Annotated in this window: 16 protein-coding genes; 10 read left to right on the forward strand and 6 right to left on the reverse strand. The window is 74.4% G+C overall.

Features of this window, described 5'->3' with window-relative positions; genetic code table 11:
- Window positions 1-390: 390 nt before the first annotated feature.
- Complete coding sequence (gene thrS / locus AB0937_RS00200) at window positions 391-1,611, forward strand: threonine--tRNA ligase (RefSeq protein ID WP_366708642.1); 1,221 nt, start codon at window positions 391-393, stop codon at window positions 1,609-1,611.
- A 7-nt stretch (window positions 1,612-1,618) separates the two neighbouring features.
- On the opposite strand, the gene AB0937_RS00205 is transcribed toward thrS, so the two are convergent.
- A complete protein-coding gene (locus tag AB0937_RS00205) occupies window positions 1,619-2,164 on the reverse strand; it encodes a pyridoxamine 5'-phosphate oxidase family protein (protein WP_366708644.1) in 546 nt (181 codons plus the stop codon).
- A 695-nt stretch (window positions 2,165-2,859) separates the two neighbouring features.
- Here AB0937_RS00205 and AB0937_RS00210 point away from each other — a divergent pair.
- Window positions 2,860-3,834: a nucleoside hydrolase gene (locus tag AB0937_RS00210; RefSeq protein WP_366708646.1), complete on the forward strand. Its 975-nt coding sequence runs from the start codon at window positions 2,860-2,862 to the stop codon at window positions 3,832-3,834.
- A gap of 39 nt (window positions 3,835-3,873) precedes the next feature.
- Window positions 3,874-4,371, forward strand: coding sequence for a DUF2975 domain-containing protein (locus AB0937_RS00215; protein WP_366708648.1), 498 nt, complete (start codon window positions 3,874-3,876; stop codon window positions 4,369-4,371).
- A gap of 80 nt (window positions 4,372-4,451) precedes the next feature.
- Here AB0937_RS00215 and AB0937_RS00220 read toward each other — a convergent pair whose 3' ends face one another.
- Complete coding sequence (locus AB0937_RS00220; RefSeq protein WP_366708650.1) at window positions 4,452-5,387, reverse strand: LAETG motif-containing sortase-dependent surface protein; 936 nt, start codon at window positions 5,385-5,387, stop codon at window positions 4,452-4,454.
- 294 nt (window positions 5,388-5,681) lie between these two features.
- Here AB0937_RS00220 and AB0937_RS00225 point away from each other — a divergent pair, with 294 nt between their 5' ends.
- Window positions 5,682-7,364, forward strand: coding sequence for a glycoside hydrolase family 13 protein (locus AB0937_RS00225; protein WP_366708652.1), 1,683 nt, complete (start codon window positions 5,682-5,684; stop codon window positions 7,362-7,364).
- 508 nt (window positions 7,365-7,872) lie between these two features.
- Here AB0937_RS00225 and AB0937_RS00230 read toward each other — a convergent pair.
- Entirely contained in the window at window positions 7,873-8,406 is a 534-nt protein-coding gene (locus tag AB0937_RS00230) for an FxLYD domain-containing protein (RefSeq protein WP_366708654.1), read from the reverse strand.
- Window positions 8,403-8,777 carry a DUF6479 family protein gene (locus AB0937_RS00235; RefSeq protein ID WP_366708656.1) on the reverse strand — a complete coding sequence of 125 codons (375 nt, stop codon included), beginning with the start codon at window positions 8,775-8,777 and terminating at the stop codon, window positions 8,403-8,405. Before AB0937_RS00235 ends, AB0937_RS00230 begins: the two co-directional genes overlap by 4 nt.
- A 476-nt stretch (window positions 8,778-9,253) precedes the next feature.
- Here AB0937_RS00235 and AB0937_RS00240 point away from each other — a divergent pair, with 476 nt between their 5' ends.
- Window positions 9,254-9,667: a DUF5994 family protein gene (locus AB0937_RS00240; protein WP_366708658.1), complete on the forward strand. Its 414-nt coding sequence runs from the start codon at window positions 9,254-9,256 to the stop codon at window positions 9,665-9,667.
- A 16-nt stretch (window positions 9,668-9,683) separates the two neighbouring features.
- On the opposite strand, the gene AB0937_RS00245 is transcribed toward AB0937_RS00240, so the two are convergent.
- Complete coding sequence (locus tag AB0937_RS00245; protein ID WP_366708660.1) at window positions 9,684-10,046, reverse strand: DUF1304 domain-containing protein; 363 nt, start codon at window positions 10,044-10,046, stop codon at window positions 9,684-9,686.
- A gap of 320 nt (window positions 10,047-10,366) precedes the next feature.
- Between AB0937_RS00245 and AB0937_RS00250 the strand changes: the two genes are divergently transcribed.
- The 5 genes from AB0937_RS00250 to AB0937_RS00270 all read left to right on the forward strand — a co-directional run bounded on the left by AB0937_RS00250 (window position 10,367) and on the right by AB0937_RS00270 (window position 15,157).
- The gene (locus AB0937_RS00250; RefSeq protein WP_366708662.1) at window positions 10,367-12,298 is read left to right on the forward strand and encodes a hypothetical protein; all 1,932 of its coding nucleotides are present in this window, start codon (window positions 10,367-10,369) and stop codon (window positions 12,296-12,298) included.
- A 162-nt stretch (window positions 12,299-12,460) separates the two neighbouring features.
- The gene (locus tag AB0937_RS00255) at window positions 12,461-13,012 is read left to right on the forward strand and encodes a TerB family tellurite resistance protein (RefSeq protein ID WP_366708664.1); all 552 of its coding nucleotides are present in this window, start codon (window positions 12,461-12,463) and stop codon (window positions 13,010-13,012) included.
- Window positions 13,013-13,135: 123 nt separating this feature from the next.
- Window positions 13,136-14,119, forward strand: a complete 984-nt coding sequence (bla, locus tag AB0937_RS00260; RefSeq protein WP_366708666.1) for a class A beta-lactamase — start codon at window positions 13,136-13,138, stop codon at window positions 14,117-14,119.
- Entirely contained in the window at window positions 14,116-14,478 is a 363-nt protein-coding gene (locus tag AB0937_RS00265; protein WP_366708668.1) for a DUF952 domain-containing protein, read from the forward strand. Before bla ends, AB0937_RS00265 begins: the two co-directional genes overlap by 4 nt.
- 4 nt (window positions 14,479-14,482) lie before the next feature.
- Complete coding sequence (locus AB0937_RS00270) at window positions 14,483-15,157, forward strand: DUF4328 domain-containing protein (protein WP_366708670.1); 675 nt, start codon at window positions 14,483-14,485, stop codon at window positions 15,155-15,157.
- On the opposite strand, the gene AB0937_RS00275 is transcribed toward AB0937_RS00270, so the two are convergent.
- Window positions 15,151-16,002 (reverse strand): putative RNA methyltransferase, encoded by an 852-nt coding sequence (locus tag AB0937_RS00275; protein ID WP_366708672.1) that lies wholly within the window; start codon window positions 16,000-16,002, stop codon window positions 15,151-15,153. The two genes, AB0937_RS00270 and AB0937_RS00275, sit on opposite strands and share 7 nt — an antisense overlap.
- Window positions 16,003-16,204 lie beyond the last annotated feature (202 nt).

The raw sequence follows: 16,204 nt of genomic DNA on the forward strand, positions 1-16,204 counted from the left end.
GCCCTGGAGCTCTGGCCTCGGCGGACCCCCGGAACTCTGGCCTTGGCGGGCCCCCGGAACCCCGGCCCTGGCGGATCCCCGGAACCCCGACCCCGGCGGACCCCCGAAACCCCGGCGCCCTCGCGGGCACCCAGGACGCCGACACACTCCGTGCCGCGGGGCGGCGTCGGCGCCGGCCGCATGGGGGCCGGCCGGAATCCCCTCGCCCCGCCCCCCACACCCCTGTTACCGTCGCGCCCATGCAGCGCGTCCAGCCGTTCCCGTCCTCCACGACGACGCCGGAGAGTGTCCCGGCGCGCTGACAGCTGACCCAGATGTCCGAAGCCCCGGGGCGAGTGCCCCGGGGCTTCGTCGCGTGGTGCTCGCCTCCCCACCGCGAGGAGTCACGCCATGCACGACCACCGCCGACTCGGCCGTGAACTGGACCTGTTCGACACCGACCCGCTGATGGGCGCGGGGCTGCCGTACTGGCTGCCCGACGGCGCGATCGTGCGGCACGCCCTGGAGGAGTACGTCCGCGACGCGGAACGCCGGGCCGGCTACCGGCACGTGTACTCGCCGGTCCTCGGCAAACGCGAGCTGTACGAGATCTCCGGGCACTGGGACCACTACGGCGACGACATGTTCCCGCCGATGGACCTGGGCGCCGAGCAGGTGCTGCTGCGCCCCAGCCTGTGCCCCCACCACGCCCTGATCTACCGCTCCCGCTCCCACAGCTATCGTGAACTGCCCCTGCGCATGGCCGAGTTGGGCGGCATGTACCGCTCGGAGCTGTCCGGTGTCCTCGGCGGCCTGACCCGGGTCCGGGGCATCACCCTCAACGACGCGCACATCTTCTGCACCCTGGAGCAGGCCGTCCAGGAGGCCCGGGCCGCGCTGGAGCTGATCGGCCGCGCCTACGCGGACCTGGGCATCCGCGCGTCCCGGTACCGGCTGTCGCTGCCCGGGGAGGGCGGCAAGTACGTGGCCGACCCGGAGCTGTGGCGGCGTGCCACCGCCCTGCTGCGGGAGGTCCTGGACGGCTCCGGCATCGCGTACGAGGAGGCCGAGGGCGAGGCGGCGTTCTACGGCCCCAAGATCGACGTGCAGATCACCGACCCGGCCGGCCGGGAGGCCACCCTCTCCACCGTGCAGATCGACTTCCACCAGCCTGAACGCTTCGACCTGCACTACATCGGCCCCGACGGGGCGAAGCACCGCCCGGTCATGGTGCACCGCAGCGTCATCGGCAGCGTGGAGCGCGCGGTCGCCCACCTCGTCGAGGAGCACGGCGGCGCCTTCCCGCCGTGGCTGGCGCCGGTGCAGCTGGCGGTCCTGCCGGTGGCGGAGGAGCACGCCGAGGCCGCGGACGCCCTGGCCGCAGGCGCCCGGGGACTCGGTCTGCGCGCCGAGGTCGCCGGCCCCGGGCAGGGCACCCTGGCCGCCCGGATCCGCGCGGCCCGGCTGGTGCCGTATCAGGCGGTGTTCGGCGGGCGGGAGGCGGCATCGGGCCTGGTGGCGGCACGCCTGCGGGACGGCCGCCGGGTCGACGCGCTCCCCGCCGCCGAGCTGCTGCGGCGGATCGGTGGCCGGGTCGCGGCCCGCGGTACCGAGTTGTGGGACCTGCCGTAGGACGGGTTCAGAACGTCCACCGTGTGTGGCTGTAGACGCCGTCGTCCCGGCCGAAGCCGTAGGCCGTGTCCGGGGCCACCGCGAACACCACCACGTCGCCGCTGCGGAACGCGTCGCCCATGCCGTGGAACGTGCCCTCGGGGGAGGTGATGTGCGGCCCGTACTTCGTCTCGTACGCCGTGATCACCTCCTCCAGCAACGTCCGGTCGGCGACCGGCTCGGCGGTGCCCTCGACCACGAGGTCGAGCCCCTCGGTGAGGGAGTTCGCGCCGGTCGTCAGCGCGCAGTGCGCGTCGTGTGCGAGGTTCTTCGCCTTCTGCTCGGTGCGGCCGGTGGAGAAGTACAGCACTCCGTCGTGCCAGGCGGCGATGCAGGGTGTGACGTGCAGCCGGCCGTCGGGCCGCACCGTGGACACCCAGAAGATCTCGGCGGCCGCCAGCCGTCCCTGGGCCTCGTCCCATGCGGTGGCGGTCACCTCCGAGGCACCCGGGCGGGGAGTGAGCGCGGAGCTGTAGCGGGCGTCGAGCTCGGTCGTCGGTTGCTGAGCGGGCATGGCGGGACTCCTTCGTCGTCTCCTGCCCGTAACGACCGTCCGGCGGGGCCGGAATCATCGCCGCGTCCGTTCGTGTGGCCGGGCGGCACCGGTCAGGGTGCCGTCCAGGGGCGGAGCGTGTCGGGGTCGAGCAGGCCCGGACGTGCTGGATCCGGTCGCCCGCGACGTCGAACGCCGGCACCGCCACGGTGACGCCGTCCTTCCGGGCCACCAGGCCGGGCCGGCCGTTGACCGCGCACTCCAGGAGCGAGATGCCGGGTACCTCGCGGGCGCGTTCGGCGAAGAAGCGGGCGACCGGCCCGGCGCCCTCGACCGGGTGCGGCGCGGCCGGCACGAGCCCGCCGCCGTCGCCGGTCGCGGTCGCGTCGGGGGCCGGCACGCCGATCAGCCCGTCGATGTCCTGGGCCTCCCACGCCGCCCGGAACGCCCTGACCACGTCCGCGCGCCGGGCCCCGGGCGTCGTCGCGGGAGGCCGCTGCGCGCGGACACGGCGGCGGGCGGAGGGCCGGACGGCCATCGACCGCCACGACCGGGGCGTCAGCGGGGCGCGCGGCATGGACGGCCGGAAGGGACGCCGGACGTCGACGTCACGGCGGTACGCCGGTCCTGACGCGGACCGGAGCCCGGAAGGGGCCGGGGCCGTAGGGTCGCTGCCGCGGAGCTTTCCCGCGGAGCCACTGGAAGGAGTCCCCGCCGTGACGGACGGCCAGCGCACCCCGGTGATCATCGACTGCGACACCGGTGTCGACGACGCCCTCGCCCTGCTGTTCGCCGTACGGCACCCGGCGCTCGACGTGCGGGCGATCACCTGCGTGGCGGGGAACACGGACGTCGACGGCGTCGTGCGCAACACCCTGACCGTGCTGGAACAGGCGGGCGCTCCGCCCATTCCCGTCGCCCGGGGCGCCGAGCGGCCGCTGATCGAGGCGCCCCGCTCGGCGCGGCACGTGCACGGGCGCGACGGCATGGGCGACCTGGGGCTGCCCGAACCGTCCCGAGGGCCCGCCGACGTCGACGCGGTGACGCTGCTGCGGCGCGAGATCCTCCGCTCCCCGCGCCCGGTCACCCTCGTCCCGACGGCACCGCTCACCAACATCGCGCTGCTCCTGCGCACGCATCCGGAGGTGGTCCGCAACATCGAGCGGATCGTCTTCATGGGCGGCGCGGCGGCCGTCGGGAACGCCACGCCCGTCGCGGAGTTCAACGTCTGGCACGACCCGGAGGCGGCCGCGATCCTGCTCACTGCCGGGGTGCCGATCACCATGTACGGGCTGGACGTGTTCAACCGGGTCGTGGTCCCCGCGGCGGACGTGCGGAGGCTGCGCACGAGCGGGGAGCCGGGAGCGCGGCTGGCCGGGGAGCTGCTCTCGTACCGCCCGGCCCATCCGGACAGCCGCCCCGACGACCCGGCCGAGACGTCCGGCGGCCTCGGTGACGCCGGTGCGGTGTGCGCGGTCGCCGACCCGGAGGGCCTGACGACCCACCGCCTCCCGGTCGACGTCTCCCTCGCGCCCGGACCCACGCGCGGTATGACGATCGTGGACCGCCGCCCCCGGCCCGGCGAGGCGGAACTGCACGAGGGTACGCGCGAACAGCCGCTCGTCGACGTGGGGTTGGACGTGGACGTGGAACGCTACGTGAAGCTGTACCTGGCGACCCTGGAAACGTGATCTATTGACTGTCGATCGGTACCGATCGAGAATCGATAAATGAATGGCTTTCTCATCGCCACGCTCCGGGCCGGTATCGCCTTAGCCGTGCTGGCGGGGCTCTTCGGGCAGATCGTGGTCATACCGACGACGGCGGCCGACGAGGCCGACCGCTTCCCGCCCTACGAGCCCTTCGCCACGCCGTACGCGGCCGTGGCGATCGCCGGGGTCGTGTGCGTCCAGGTCGCGCTCGTCGCCGTGTGGATGTTGCTGACGATGGTGCAGCGCGACGCGATCTTCACACCGCGGGCGTTCCGGTGGGTCGACGTCGTCATCGGGGCGTCGGCGGTGGCGACCGCGCTGGCCCTCGGGGCCGCCGGGCACCTGGCCGTGGCGGAGATCCCCTCCCCCGGCGACGGCATGGCCGTCGAGAGCGCCCTGGCCGCGGCCCTGGCCGCGGTCGCCGTGGGGGCGGCGTTCGCGATGCTGATGCTGGTCATGCGGAGCCTGCTGAGCAAGGCGACGAGCCTGCAGAGCGAGATGGCCGCGGTGGTCTGACCAAGGGGGCATGAGAGTGCCCCGGTGTGCTGTCGCCGCCGGACGACAGCACACCGGGGACTCTTCGGGTTCGGGCGTCCTTACGCGCCGCGCCTGGCCGCGCGGCGACGGGTCACGACGACGAGGGCCGCGCCGCCGGCCAGCAGGACCGCCGCGCCGAGGGCGATCGGGCCGGTGCTGCTGTCGGCGCCGGTCTCGGCGAGGTCGCCGCCACCACCGTTCGGCTCGGGCGCGACGGGCGTCGACTCGGAGGCGCTCGGGGTGGGCGTGTCCGTGTCGGAGGACGGCGGCGTCGAGGGCTCGGCCGGCTCGGACGGGGACGCCGGAGGCGTCGTCTCCCCGGCGGGCTCCGACGGGCTCGCGGGCGGCGTGGAGGCGGGCGGCTCCTCCTCCGCCGGCGGCGGGGTGGTGCAGTCCTTCGTGCCGCCGTTCCAGGCCGCGATCAGCTTGTCCTTGATGACCGGGCGGTCCGGGCCCTTGGGCAGGTCGCCGTGCTCGAAGCCGTCCTTGGCGTCCGTCTTGCCGTCGAACTTCACCGCGCCGCGGTAGAGGTCGATCTGCCCGAAGCAGCCCTTGTCCGGGATGGCGATGTCGAGCGAGTCGGTGCCGCCCGGCTTGACCGTCACCGTGTCGAAGTCGACGAACACCTGCTCGCCGGAGGTCGCGAACGTCGCGCCGTGGGCGAGGTAGGAGGCGAGGGAGGCCGTGCAGCTGGCCGCGTCACCGGCGGTGCGCACCTTGATGTGGACCTTGCCGTCCTCGGTCGGCTTCAGGTTCTGGTCGTCGACCTTGACCGAGTCGTGGAAGTCGGTGCCGTCGAGCGAGAACTGGCAGCGGTCGGTCCCGGTCTCCGTGCCCGCGCCCGTGCCGGGCTTGTAGCTGCCGCCGGACGACCAGCCGTCTCCGCCGGGCGCACCGTGCGCGAACGCGGTCGTGGCGGAGGCGGCGCAGAGGACGAGGGCCGCGGCGCCCGTCCCCAGCAGGCGTCGCGCGGTGACACGTCTCCCTATGGACATGCGTATCCCATTTCTTGGCGTGTTCAGGGACCCGGGTGACGGCCTGCGGGCAGCGCGCGGCGCGCGGCTGCCGGGCCGCACCGGGAAGTGAGTGGTCTGAGAAACACTGGGCTCATTGGTCACATGTGCCTCAGTGGCCCCATCGTGGCGGCGCCGCAGCACACTGTCAACCTGCGGTGATGCAAAGGAAGTTGAGTCGCCATCACACTTTCGTCACAGCAGGAATGGATCGCTCCGATCGATGCGATGGTTCGTTTTTCCGGCATTCTGGACAGATTCAATGCTGTCGCCCGTATGCCCTGCGAAGGAGACCGCGTGACCGATCGCTCGACCCTCGACCTGTCGTCCCGGGACCCCAACTGGTGGCGCCAGGCCGTCGTCTACCAGATCTATCCCCGCAGCTTCGCCGACGCCGACGGCGACGGACTCGGCGACCTGCGCGGCATCACCCGCCGCCTCACCCATCTCGCCGCCCTGGGCGTGGACGCCCTGTGGCTGAGCCCCTTCTACCCGTCCGAACTCGCCGACGGCGGCTACGACGTCGCCGACCCGCGGGGCGTCGACCCGCGCCTGGGCACCCTCGACGACTTCGACGACCTGGCCGGCGAGGCCCACCGGCTCGGCCTGAAGGTCATCGTCGACATCGTGCCCAACCACTCCTCCCACCGGCACCCGTGGTTCCAGGAGGCCCTGGACGCGGGGCCCGGCTCGGCGGCCCGCGACCGCTACGTCTTCCGCGACGGCCGCGGCGAGCACGGCGAACTCCCGCCCACCGACTGGCAGTCCGTCTTCGGCGGCAGCGCCTGGAAACGGGTGCCCGACGGCCAGTGGTACCTGCACCTGTTCGCCCCCGAGCAGCCCGACCTCAACTGGGACAACCAGGAGGTCCGCGCCGACTACCGCACCACCCTGCGCTTCTGGTCGGACCGCGGGGTCGACGGGTTCCGCGTGGACGTCGCCCACGCCCTCGTCAAGGACCTCGGCGAACCGCTGCGGGACCTCGGCCGGCCCGAGCTGAGCCGTGAGGAGGCACTCACCGCGCTGCCGCCCGGCACGCACCCCTTCTACGACCGTGACGACGTGCACGAGATCTACCGCGACTGGCGCAAGATCCTCGACGCCTACCGCCCGCCCCGCATGGCCGTCGCCGAGGCGTGGGTGCCCGGCGCCCGCCGGGTGCTGTACGCCCGCCCGGACGAGCTGGGCCAGGCCTTCAACTTCGAGTACCTGCAAGCCGGATGGGACGCGCAGGAGCTGAGGCAGGTCATCACCGACTCGCTCGCCACCGCCCGGGCGGCGGGCGCCTCGGCCACCTGGGTGCTGTCCAACCACGACGTCGTACGGCACGCCTCCCGTCTGATGCTGCCTCCCGGCACCGACCTCAACGCCTGGCTGCTGGCCGGCGGGCACGCCCCGGCCGTCGACGAGGTGGCCGGACTGCGCCGGGCCCGGGCGGCCACCCTGCTGATGCTGGCGCTGCCCGGGTCTGCGTACGTCTACCAGGGCGAGGAACTCGGCCTGCCCGAGGTCGCCGACCTGCCCACGGAGGTGCTCCAGGACCCGATCTGGGAGCAGACGGGGCACGTCCGCAAGGGCCGTGACGGCTGCCGTGTGCCGCTGCCGTGGACGACGACCGGACCGTCGTACGGCTTCGGGCCCGGCGGTGCCTGGCTGCCGCAGCCGCCCGGCTTCGCCTCCTACGCCGTGGAGGCCCAGGACGGCGTCGAGGGCTCCACCCTGGAGCTGTACCGCACGGCCCTCAGGCTGCGCCGCAAACTCCTCGACGGCGAGGAGCTGACCTGGGCGGCGGACGCCCCGCCGGGCGTGCTCCGGTTCGACCGCTGCGAGGGGTGGCGCTGCGTCACGAACCTCTCCGGCACGGCGGTCGAACTGCCGGCCGGGGAGGTGCTGCTGAGCAGTGCGCCGCTGGAGGACGGCATGGCCGGGCCGGATACGACGGTGTGGCTGGGACGGTGAGGGCACTGCCGATGGGGCGCCGGGCCGGTCTTCGGCTGTGGCGCCGTAGTGGCCGGTCGCGCGGTTCCCCGTGGCCCTGGCGGGCGTGGATGGCCTGGTCGGGCTGGATGTGGCGGGTGTCGGGTCGGTCTTCGGCCGCGGTGCCGTAGCGGCTGGTCGCGCGGTTCCCCGCGGGCCTGGCGGGCGTGGATGGCCTGGTCGGGCTGGATGTGGCGGGTGTCGGGTCGGTCTTCGGCCGCGGTGCCGTAGTGGCCGGTCGCGCGGTTCTCCGCGGGCCTGGCGGGCGTGGATGGCCTGGTCGGGCTGGATGTGGCGGGTGTCGGGTCGGTCTTCGGCCGCGGTGCCGTAGCGGCTGGTCGCGCGGTTCTCCGCGGGCCTGGCGGGCGTGGATGGCCTGGTCGGGCTGGATGTGGCGGGTGCCGGGTCGGTCTTCGGCTGTGGCGGCCTGGTGGCTGGTCGCGCGGTTTCCCGCGGTCCTTCGGGGCGCGGGCCGAGCCCCGGATGGTGGTCAGTAGCGGACCGCCCTGGCCACCTCGGTGCGGGGCTTGCCGGACAGGTCGTGGGTGCTGCGGGCCGTGGCGGTGGCGGAGTGGCCGGCCTGCACGTGGTCCACCGTGACGATGACCGTGTCGACCAGCTGCCCGTCCGCGTCCCGGAAGTTGACCTGGACGGCGAAGGACCGGGTCGAGTCGTCGGTGTTGCGCGCGGTGACCTCCGTGCGGACCCGGCCGTCGGACCCGGTGACGGGCGGACCGGTCGTCACGTCCTTCTTGACGTCGATGCCGTCCTGGATGTCGTCGAGGCGCCGCCCGGCCTCGGCGGTCGCGGACTCCACCGCCTCGGAGGCCTCCGAGGCGATCGAGCCCACGGCGGACTCCGCCTTACGTGCGGTGTCCGAAGGGCTGTCGTCGCCGCCGCACCCCGCGAGCACGGCGGACAGACCCAGCGCCAGGGCGGCCCCGCCCGTCGCCCGGCGCCTGCGGCGGCGGGCGGTCGTGCCCCCTGCTGGGGGCCCGCCGGCTCCCGGGCCGCGCGGGGTCATGTGCGTCCGAGCCCGCCGCCGCCGAAGGATCCGCTGGATCCGGGCGACCAGCGGCGCGGTTTCTGGTCCTTGCCGGTCCTGGTGCTCGCCCGGTGGAGCTCATGGGGCATGAGCCGCTGACCGTCGCGTGCCACGACCGGCATGTCGTCGGGCTCCCGCATCTCCCGGGTCTCGCGGACCGGCCCGCCGTCCGGCATGTGCGGCTGTTCCTCCGGAGCGGGGTGATGGGTGTCCTTGTCCATGACCCGCATCCCGACCCGCACGGCCCAGATCAGCGCGCAGGCCACGATCAGACCGCCGACGAACGCGATGGTCACGGCGACCGCGTGATCTGACGAGGCCGCCAGTTCTGCATACGTAGCCGTATTCATGCCCCAAGTATCACTGACGGAATGGGATAAAGCGCCCGGAATGTCTGACCACAGGCCGACGGGCCAGAAGACCGACGGGCCAGAAGGCCGGCAACCTCGGAAGGCCGGTCTGCACGGCAACCCCGGCCCCGCCGGTGACGACCTCGGGGTGTCACCCGCCCTCCCCCCACGAGGAGATCACCATGCGCAGACACCTGGCGCGCCTGATCACCGTGCTGGCCGTGCCGACGGCGGCGTTCCCCACGCCCGGCTTGGGTGTCCGGCACGGCGCCGGCCGCCGACGACTGGGGGTATGGCGCGTGACTTCTGGCGCCATCCGAAGAGCCGCTACGGCCTGTGAACGGTCGCGGGGCGGTGCGCGCGGCAGTCCGGCCCCCGTGCCGCCCCGCGGGGTACGGTGAAGGAACGGAGGGTACGCAGACAGTGGCCCAACCGGCCTTCCGGCCACACCACCCGGTCCGTAGCAGGAGTCCCCGATGACGTCCGCCTCCTCGTCCCCGCCACCGCACCCGGCACCGCGGGAAGTCCGGCTGCGGCTCGCCGAGCCGACGCGCTACGGCCGTACGGCCCGCCGCATCGACGGCGCGTGGTGGCCCCGGTCCGACGACCTGGCCGAGGAGCTGACCGGACTGCTGGGCGTGCTGCCGCCCGCCTGGGGGCACATCGCCAGCGTCCTGGTCCACGGGGACACCTGGCCCGGCTGCCCGGAGCAGATGATCGTCGCCGGGCAGCCGGTGCACATCGGCCACGACGACTCGCCCACCGCCCCCCACACCGTCTGCCTGATCGCCCCCGGCCGGGGCCGCTACGACCTGCTGGTGGTGCCGCCCGCGACGGCCGAGGCCGAGGCGGACCGGCTCATGGAACGGGCCGTCGCGGGGGACGCGTGACGTCCCGCCCGGCCGGTCAGTGCGCGGCCAGCACCAGCGCAAGGGCGGCCAGCGCCGGGACGGTCTGCACGAAGAGGATCTTCCGGCTGGCGGTCGCGGCGCCGTAGAGGCCCGCTACCGCCACGCACACCAGGAAGAACACCGAGACCTGGAAGCCCACCGGGTCGGCCGCCACCGCACCCCAGACCAGACCGGCGGCGAGGAAGCCGTTGTAGAGGCCCTGGTTGGCCGCCAGGGCCTTCGTCCCGGCGGCGAACTCGGCACTGGTGCCGAAGGCCGCCCGGGCCCTCGGCGTGGTCCACAGGAACATCTCCAGCACCAGGATGTAGGCGTGGAGCGCGGCGAGGGCCAGCACCGCGAGCGTGGCGACGGTCGACATGCGCTCATCATCACAGGCCCGCCCGGCCCGTCCCCCGTCGGGCCCGCCCGGGAGGCGGCGCGGGGCGCCGGGTGGCAGATTGCGGCCAGAGGCCGGGTCCGGCCGTCGCGTCCCCGCGTGTGCCGCTCGGGAGCCGGACCCGGCCTTCCCCGTGCCGCGCGGGGAGCGTGCCGCTCCCCCTCCCGTGTCCGGAATCAACCATTCTCGGTTGACCAGGAGTCTCAGGTTTGATCAGCTGTCCCACCAGTCGTGTTCGATTCTGATCGAGCAGTTGATGGCTCCCTGGGGGGGAGCTTGTGACGAGTTGGGGAGTCCCCTTGATGCATCACGGTTCCGCCGTGCCGCGCCGCGCCGGATTCCGGCGCGGCGCCGCGGCCCTGACCTTCGTGGCGCTGGCCGCCGGCACGGCCCTGACGGGTGCGCAGGCCGCCACGGCGGACGGCGGCCAGGCGCCCGCAGGGAAGGCCTGCACGCCGACGGAGGGCTTCTCCGGCTGCCGCCTGTTCGTGCCCACCAAAGCCGACCAGGACTTCACGGTGCCGTCCGGGGTGACGAGCCTCGACGTGCGGGTCTGGGGTGAGGGCGGCGCGGGCAACTCCATGGCGTACGGCGGTGCGGGCGGCTTCGTCGCCGGCAGCCTGAAGGTCAGCCCCGGAGAGGTCCTGAGCCTCGCCGTCGGCGGGCCGGGCTCCGGTGACGCCCTCGCCGGCAAGGGCGGCAGCGGGGGCGGTGAGCGCGGCGGCAACAGCAGCGCCATCCGCACGAGCGGCGGCTCGGCGCTCGTCGTCGCCGGCGGCGGTGGCGGCGCCGGTGGCGACGTGGCCCACGGCCAGGCCGGTGCCGCCGGGGGCGAGAACGGCCAGGACGGCTCCGAGAAGGACCGCGGCGGCAAGGGCGCCACCGGCGCGAAGGGCGGTGCGGGCACCGGCAACGGCGCCGCGGGCGCCGACCACGCCAAGGGCGGGGCCGGCGGCGCCGGCGGCACGGGCCGTTACGGCGGTGGCGGCGGCGGTGCCGGATACGCGGGCGGCGGTGGCGGCACGGGCGCCGAGACCGGCTCGACCACCGGCAACGCCCCGACCACCGGCAGCGGCGGCGGCGGCTCCGGCTACGCCGAGCCGGCCCGGGTGGACGACGCCCGGCTCGTCGTCGGCGACCGGTACACGGCCCCGGAGAAGAAGGACCCCTTCTGGGCGTCCTCCGGCAACCCGGTCGACTCGGGCGTGGCCGAGGGCGGCGTCAACGCGCCCGGCGGCCCCGGCCGGATCGTCCTGCAGTGGCGTCAGACCCCCGCCACGGACCGGCTGGTCCAGGTCTCCGGCACCGACGCCACCACCCAGCCGGGCACCGACGTCCGGCCGCTGGCCGTGGTGGCCCGGGACAAGGACGGCAAGCCGGTCGCCGGCACCTCGGTGACCTTCACCGTCGAGGACCCGGACGGCCTGAAGCCGCTGTTCTACCTCCACGGCGGCCCGGACGACGACGAGACCGTCGTGGCGACCGACGCCCGGGGCCGTGCGCAGACCCCGTGGATCGGTCTGGGCAGCCGCAAGGAGGGCTCGTTCACCGTCCGGGCGAAGACCCTGGGCGCTTCGGCGGCCCTCACCGTGCGGGTCAAGGAGTCCCCGTACACCGTGAGCGCTGTCGGCGGCAACGAGCAGAAGGCCGAGCAGGGCCGGGACTTCGCCGACGCGCTGCTCGCCCGGGTGGTCGAGTCGGGCCGGGCGGTGCCGGCCGGCACCGAGGTGGAGTTCCGCGTCGAGGACGGTGACGAGGGTGCTCCCCGCTTCGGGGGCGAGGACCGGGTCGTGCGGGTGAAGACCGACGGCTCGGGCACGGCGGCCGCCCCGGTCCTGACCGCCGGTGAGGGCACGGGCACGTACACCGTGGCCGCGTCGGTGGGTGACGCCATGACGCAGTTCGCGGTCGAGGTCGTCCCCGGTGACGGCACGCAGGAGCCCGGCCCCGGCGACGCGTCCAGCTCCCCGTCCCCGAGCCCCACGGCCGACCCGAGCCCCTCCGTGGAGCCGAGCCCGTCGACCAGTGCGGGTACCTCCGGCACCACCGGCGGTGACGGCACCTCGACCACCGGCGGCGGCACGTCCACCGCCCTCGACGGCGGCAGCCTCGCCTCCACGGGTGCGGGTGGCATCGGTCTGGTGCTCGCGGCGGCGGCGGGCCTGACAGCGGTGGGCTTCGCGGCCGTCCGCCTCGCCCCGCGCCTGAAGCGCCGCTCGCGCGACGGCGCCTGACAGCGCATCACACGGCACAGCGACGGCCCGCACCCGGTCTCCGGGTGCGGGCCGTCGCCGTTTCGTCTTTGCGGAACCTTTGCCCGGGGGCCGGGCGTTGGAGGGGTGTGCGCGCGTGAGCGGGTGCGCCAGGTGATGCCGACTAGTACCGAGGTGACGTCAATGGCAGTGTGGGACCGGCTCAAGGACCAGGCCAAGGCTCTCCAGCAGGGTCAGGGGGCGCGGGGTGCGACGACCGGCGGGCACGGCAGCGGGACGAGGCCCGGCGGTGGCGGCAAGGCCCAGCTGGTCGGCCTGCTGAAGACACAGCTCGGCTCGCTGAAGAACGAGTTGAAGAGCGGTGCGTACCGGGACGCGAGCATGGCCATGTGCGCCCTGGTCGCGGCGGCCGACGGGCATGTCGACCCGGCCGAGCGCCACCAGGTCGAGTCCATGATCCTCAACAACGACGTCCTGCAGAACTTCCCGCCGGAACAGCTCAGGCAGCGTTTCAACAAGCACGTGGATCAGCTGACGGCCAACTTCCAGCTCGGCAAGTCGGAGGCGATGCAGGAGATCGCGAAGGCCGCCAAGAAGCCCACCGAGGCCAGGGCCGTGATTCAGACGGGCATCGTCATCGCCGGTTCCGACGGCGACTTCTCCCAGGCCGAGCAGATGGTCCTGCGCGAGGCCTGCGCGACGCTGGGGGTGTCCCCGGCCGAGTTCCAGCTCTGATTCCGGCTCCGATCCCAGCTCCGATGTCAGCTGTGACGCAGCCCTGATCAGCGAGCCGGGCCGGGCACCTGTCCGCCGGGACGGGAGCCCGGCCCGCACGACCGCCGCGACAGGAGCACCGCGATGACCCCCGACCGGATCGCCCCGTCCCGCCGCGCCCTCCTGGCCGCCGCGGCCGTGCTGCCCCTGTCCGCCTGCGGCCCGGACGACCGGCCCGCCGGTGGCCCGGCCAGGACTCCCGCGCCCACCGGCACACGCTCGGACGAAACGTCGGGCAGGCCGCCGGTCCACCGCCCCCGGCTGGCGGACCTGGAGCGCGCGTACGACGCCCGCGTCGGCGTCTACGCCCTCGCGACGGGCACCGGTGCCACGGCCGTGCACCGGGCCGGCGAACGCTTCGCGTTCTGCTCGACGTTCAAGGCGCTGGCGGCGGCGGCCGTCCTGCACCGCCGCACCGCGAGCGGCCTGGACCGGCGCGTCACCTACACCGAGGCCGACCTGCGCTCGACGGCGCCGGTCACCGGCCGGCACGTGAAGACCGGGATGACCCTGCGCGAGCTCTGCGACGCCGCCGTCCGCCACAGCGACGGCACGGCGGGCAACCTCCTGATGCGCGACATCGGCGGCCCGCCGGGACTCACCGCCTACCTGCGCCGGCTCGGCGACACCGTCAGCCGCATGGACCACTACGAGCCCGAACTGCACGACGTGCCACCCGACGACCCAGCCGACACCACCACCCCGCAGGCGATCGCCACCGACTTCCGCGCGCTCCTCCTGGGCACCGCCCTGCCCGCCCCAGAACGCCGGCTCCTCATGGACTGGCTCTCGCGCAACGCCACCGGGGCCGGTGCCCGCCGCATCCGGGCCGGGCTCCCCGGCGACTGGAAGGTGGCCGACAAGACCGGCACGGGCGACTACGGCCGGGCCAACGACATCGCGATCGTCCACCCGCCGCGCACCGCGCCGCTCGTGCTGGCCGTCATGACCGACCGGCCCGGACAGGGCACCGAGCCCTCGGACGCCCTGGTCGCCGAGGCGACCCGGCGGACCGTCGCCGCCCTGAGGCTCCCTGGGCCGCCGTCGGCGTCTATAACGGGGCCATGATCTATCACGTCGTACCGCTCACCGTCTGGACCACCGCCACCGGCCCGACGTACGCGCCGGACTCCCTCGCCGAGGAGGGGTTCGTGCACTGCTCCCCGGACGAGGCGACCACACTGGCCGTCGTCGACGCCTTCTACCGGGACGCGCCCGGCACCCTGCTGGTGCTCGCCCTCGACGAGGCGCGGCTCACCGCCCGGGTCGAGTGGGAGGCGGCGGACCCCGCCCCGCCGCCCGGGGTGTCCGGCGACGTCCTGTTCCCGCACGTGTTCGGCCCCCTCGACCGGGACGCCGTCGACCATGTCCTGGAGGTGCGGTTCGACGGGGAGGGCCGGGCCGCGGAGCTGCGTACGGCAGGATGACCGGATGATCGAACAGGAATCCGTCCCCGCCGGTCCTCCTCGCCCGCTGCGCCCCCTCCGGGGAGCGGCCCGCTGCGCCGTCGCGGCCCTCGCGCTCGCGGCCCTCGCCTGGTCGGTCCGGGCGGTCTGGCACCTCCGGCTCGCCGCCGCGGGCGAACCGGCGTCCGGCCCGCCCGACCAGGGCGATGGGGTGCACCGCCCGCTGAACGCCCTGGAGGACTCCTACCACCTGGTCTCCTCGGCGGGTGCCGGCGTCACGGCCGTCTGCGCGGTCGTGTTCCTGTTCTGGCTGGACCGGGCGCGCGACAACGCCGAAGCCCTGACGGGCTCGGCCCCCCGCTACGGCTACGGCTGGCTCTGGCTGGGCTGGATCGTGCCCGTGGCGAACCTGTGGATACCCCGGGGCGTCGTCGCGGACGTCCACCGCTCCGTCTTCCCCGAGCGGCCGCTGCCCGCCGTCGTGAACTGGTGGTGGGGCCTGTGGCTGCTCGGTCTGGCCGGCGGCGTGGGGATCATCTACGCCGACGACACGGACGAGGTCATCGCCCGTGCCTACCACGAGGTCACGCCCCTGCTCGCCGCCGACCTGGTGATCGTGGCCGCGGCCGCGGCAGCGGCCCTCATGGTCCACACGCTCACGACGGCCCAGCAGGAGCACATCGCCCGCAAGGGCTACTGACGGGCCCGCACCGGCCGGTACACCGAAACGGCGAACGACGCCGTCACCGGCACCGGAGTCCCCAACCGGCGGACGCGGTCGCCCAGTTGCGCGGCGGTGAGGTGATGAGCGGTCGGACTCATGGCCACCAGGCAGGCGGCGTCGTCGGCCGAGAGCCGCATCGGGTACTCCAGCGGCTCGGTGCGGTCGAGCCGGAAGAGGGCGTCCAGGGACCGGCGCAGACGCTCCTCCTTCCTCGGATCGACCGCCAGCAGGCCGACCGGCCCGCGCAGTTCACGCAGGTGCCGGACGGTGGGCGTGACGACGAGCAGCGTGCCGTCCGGGGCGAGGACGCGGTGGAACTCGGGCCCGTTGCGGGGTGCGAACACGTTGAGTACGAGGTCCGCGCAGCCGGTGCGCACCGGCCAGGGCCGCCACACGTCCCAGCCGGCGGCCGCCGCGCGGGGGTGCGACCGGGCGGCCATGCGCAGGGCTGCGGCGGAGCTGTCCAGCCCCAGCCCGAGGGCCTCGGGGAGGGCGTCCAGGACCGCGGCCAGATAGTGGCCGGTGCCCGCCCCGGCGTCCAGCACGGTGCCGTCGGGCGGGGCCAGTTGTGTGGCGAGCCTCGCGAGGGTGCGGGCGAGCGGGCCGAAGTGCCCGGCGCCGAGGAACGCGGCGCGGCTGCGGACCATGCCGGGGGAGTCGGCGCTCGGCGCCCGCCGGTGGCCGGTCAGCAGACTGACGTAGCCGTGGCGGGCGATGTCGAAGGTGTGCCGGCCCGCGCACCGCAGCGCACCGGCGGTGTGTTCGAGTGCGGACGGGCACAGCGGGCAGGTCAGGACGGACAGGAGACGATCGGAAGACAAGGGGTGCTCCTCGGAACGCGGCGCGCCGCGGCGGGGCGGCGCATCACGTACGGGCGGCGGACGGTGAGGCGTCGGCGTGCGCCGGCCGGCCACCGTGAACCGGTGGCCGGGGGCGGGTACGCCGAGGACGGCGACGTGACGGGTGCACGTCGCCGTCCTCACCGCGGCGTCAGAGGAAGCAGTGCGGCAATGCGTTGCATGC

The sequence above is a fragment of the Streptomyces sp. NPDC047880 genome (genome assembly GCF_040706515.1).
Classification (GTDB): domain Bacteria; phylum Actinomycetota; class Actinomycetes; order Streptomycetales; family Streptomycetaceae; genus Streptomyces.

What these genes read in the sequence shown, in the direction of transcription:
- thrS (WP_366708642.1), top strand. Translation starts at nt 391, where the DNA reads ATGCACGACCACCGCCGACTCGGCCGTGAACTGGACCTGTTCGACACC.
- AB0937_RS00205 (WP_366708644.1), bottom strand. Translation starts at nt 2,164, where the DNA reads ATGCCCGCTCAGCAACCGACGACCGAGCTCGACGCCCGCTACAGCTCC.
- AB0937_RS00215 (WP_366708648.1), top strand. Translation starts at nt 3,874, where the DNA reads ATGAATGGCTTTCTCATCGCCACGCTCCGGGCCGGTATCGCCTTAGCC.
- AB0937_RS00220 (WP_366708650.1), bottom strand. Translation starts at nt 5,387, where the DNA reads ATGTCCATAGGGAGACGTGTCACCGCGCGACGCCTGCTGGGGACGGGC.
- AB0937_RS00225 (WP_366708652.1), top strand. Translation starts at nt 5,682, where the DNA reads ATGCCCTGCGAAGGAGACCGCGTGACCGATCGCTCGACCCTCGACCTG.
- AB0937_RS00230 (WP_366708654.1), bottom strand. Translation starts at nt 8,406, where the DNA reads ATGACCCCGCGCGGCCCGGGAGCCGGCGGGCCCCCAGCAGGGGGCACG.
- AB0937_RS00235 (WP_366708656.1), bottom strand. Translation starts at nt 8,777, where the DNA reads ATGAATACGGCTACGTATGCAGAACTGGCGGCCTCGTCAGATCACGCG.
- AB0937_RS00240 (WP_366708658.1), top strand. Translation starts at nt 9,254, where the DNA reads ATGACGTCCGCCTCCTCGTCCCCGCCACCGCACCCGGCACCGCGGGAA.
- AB0937_RS00245 (WP_366708660.1), bottom strand. Translation starts at nt 10,046, where the DNA reads ATGTCGACCGTCGCCACGCTCGCGGTGCTGGCCCTCGCCGCGCTCCAC.
- AB0937_RS00250 (WP_366708662.1), top strand. Translation starts at nt 10,367, where the DNA reads ATGCATCACGGTTCCGCCGTGCCGCGCCGCGCCGGATTCCGGCGCGGC.
- AB0937_RS00255 (WP_366708664.1), top strand. Translation starts at nt 12,461, where the DNA reads ATGGCAGTGTGGGACCGGCTCAAGGACCAGGCCAAGGCTCTCCAGCAG.
- bla (WP_366708666.1), top strand. Translation starts at nt 13,136, where the DNA reads ATGACCCCCGACCGGATCGCCCCGTCCCGCCGCGCCCTCCTGGCCGCC.
- AB0937_RS00265 (WP_366708668.1), top strand. Translation starts at nt 14,116, where the DNA reads ATGATCTATCACGTCGTACCGCTCACCGTCTGGACCACCGCCACCGGC.
- AB0937_RS00270 (WP_366708670.1), top strand. Translation starts at nt 14,483, where the DNA reads ATGATCGAACAGGAATCCGTCCCCGCCGGTCCTCCTCGCCCGCTGCGC.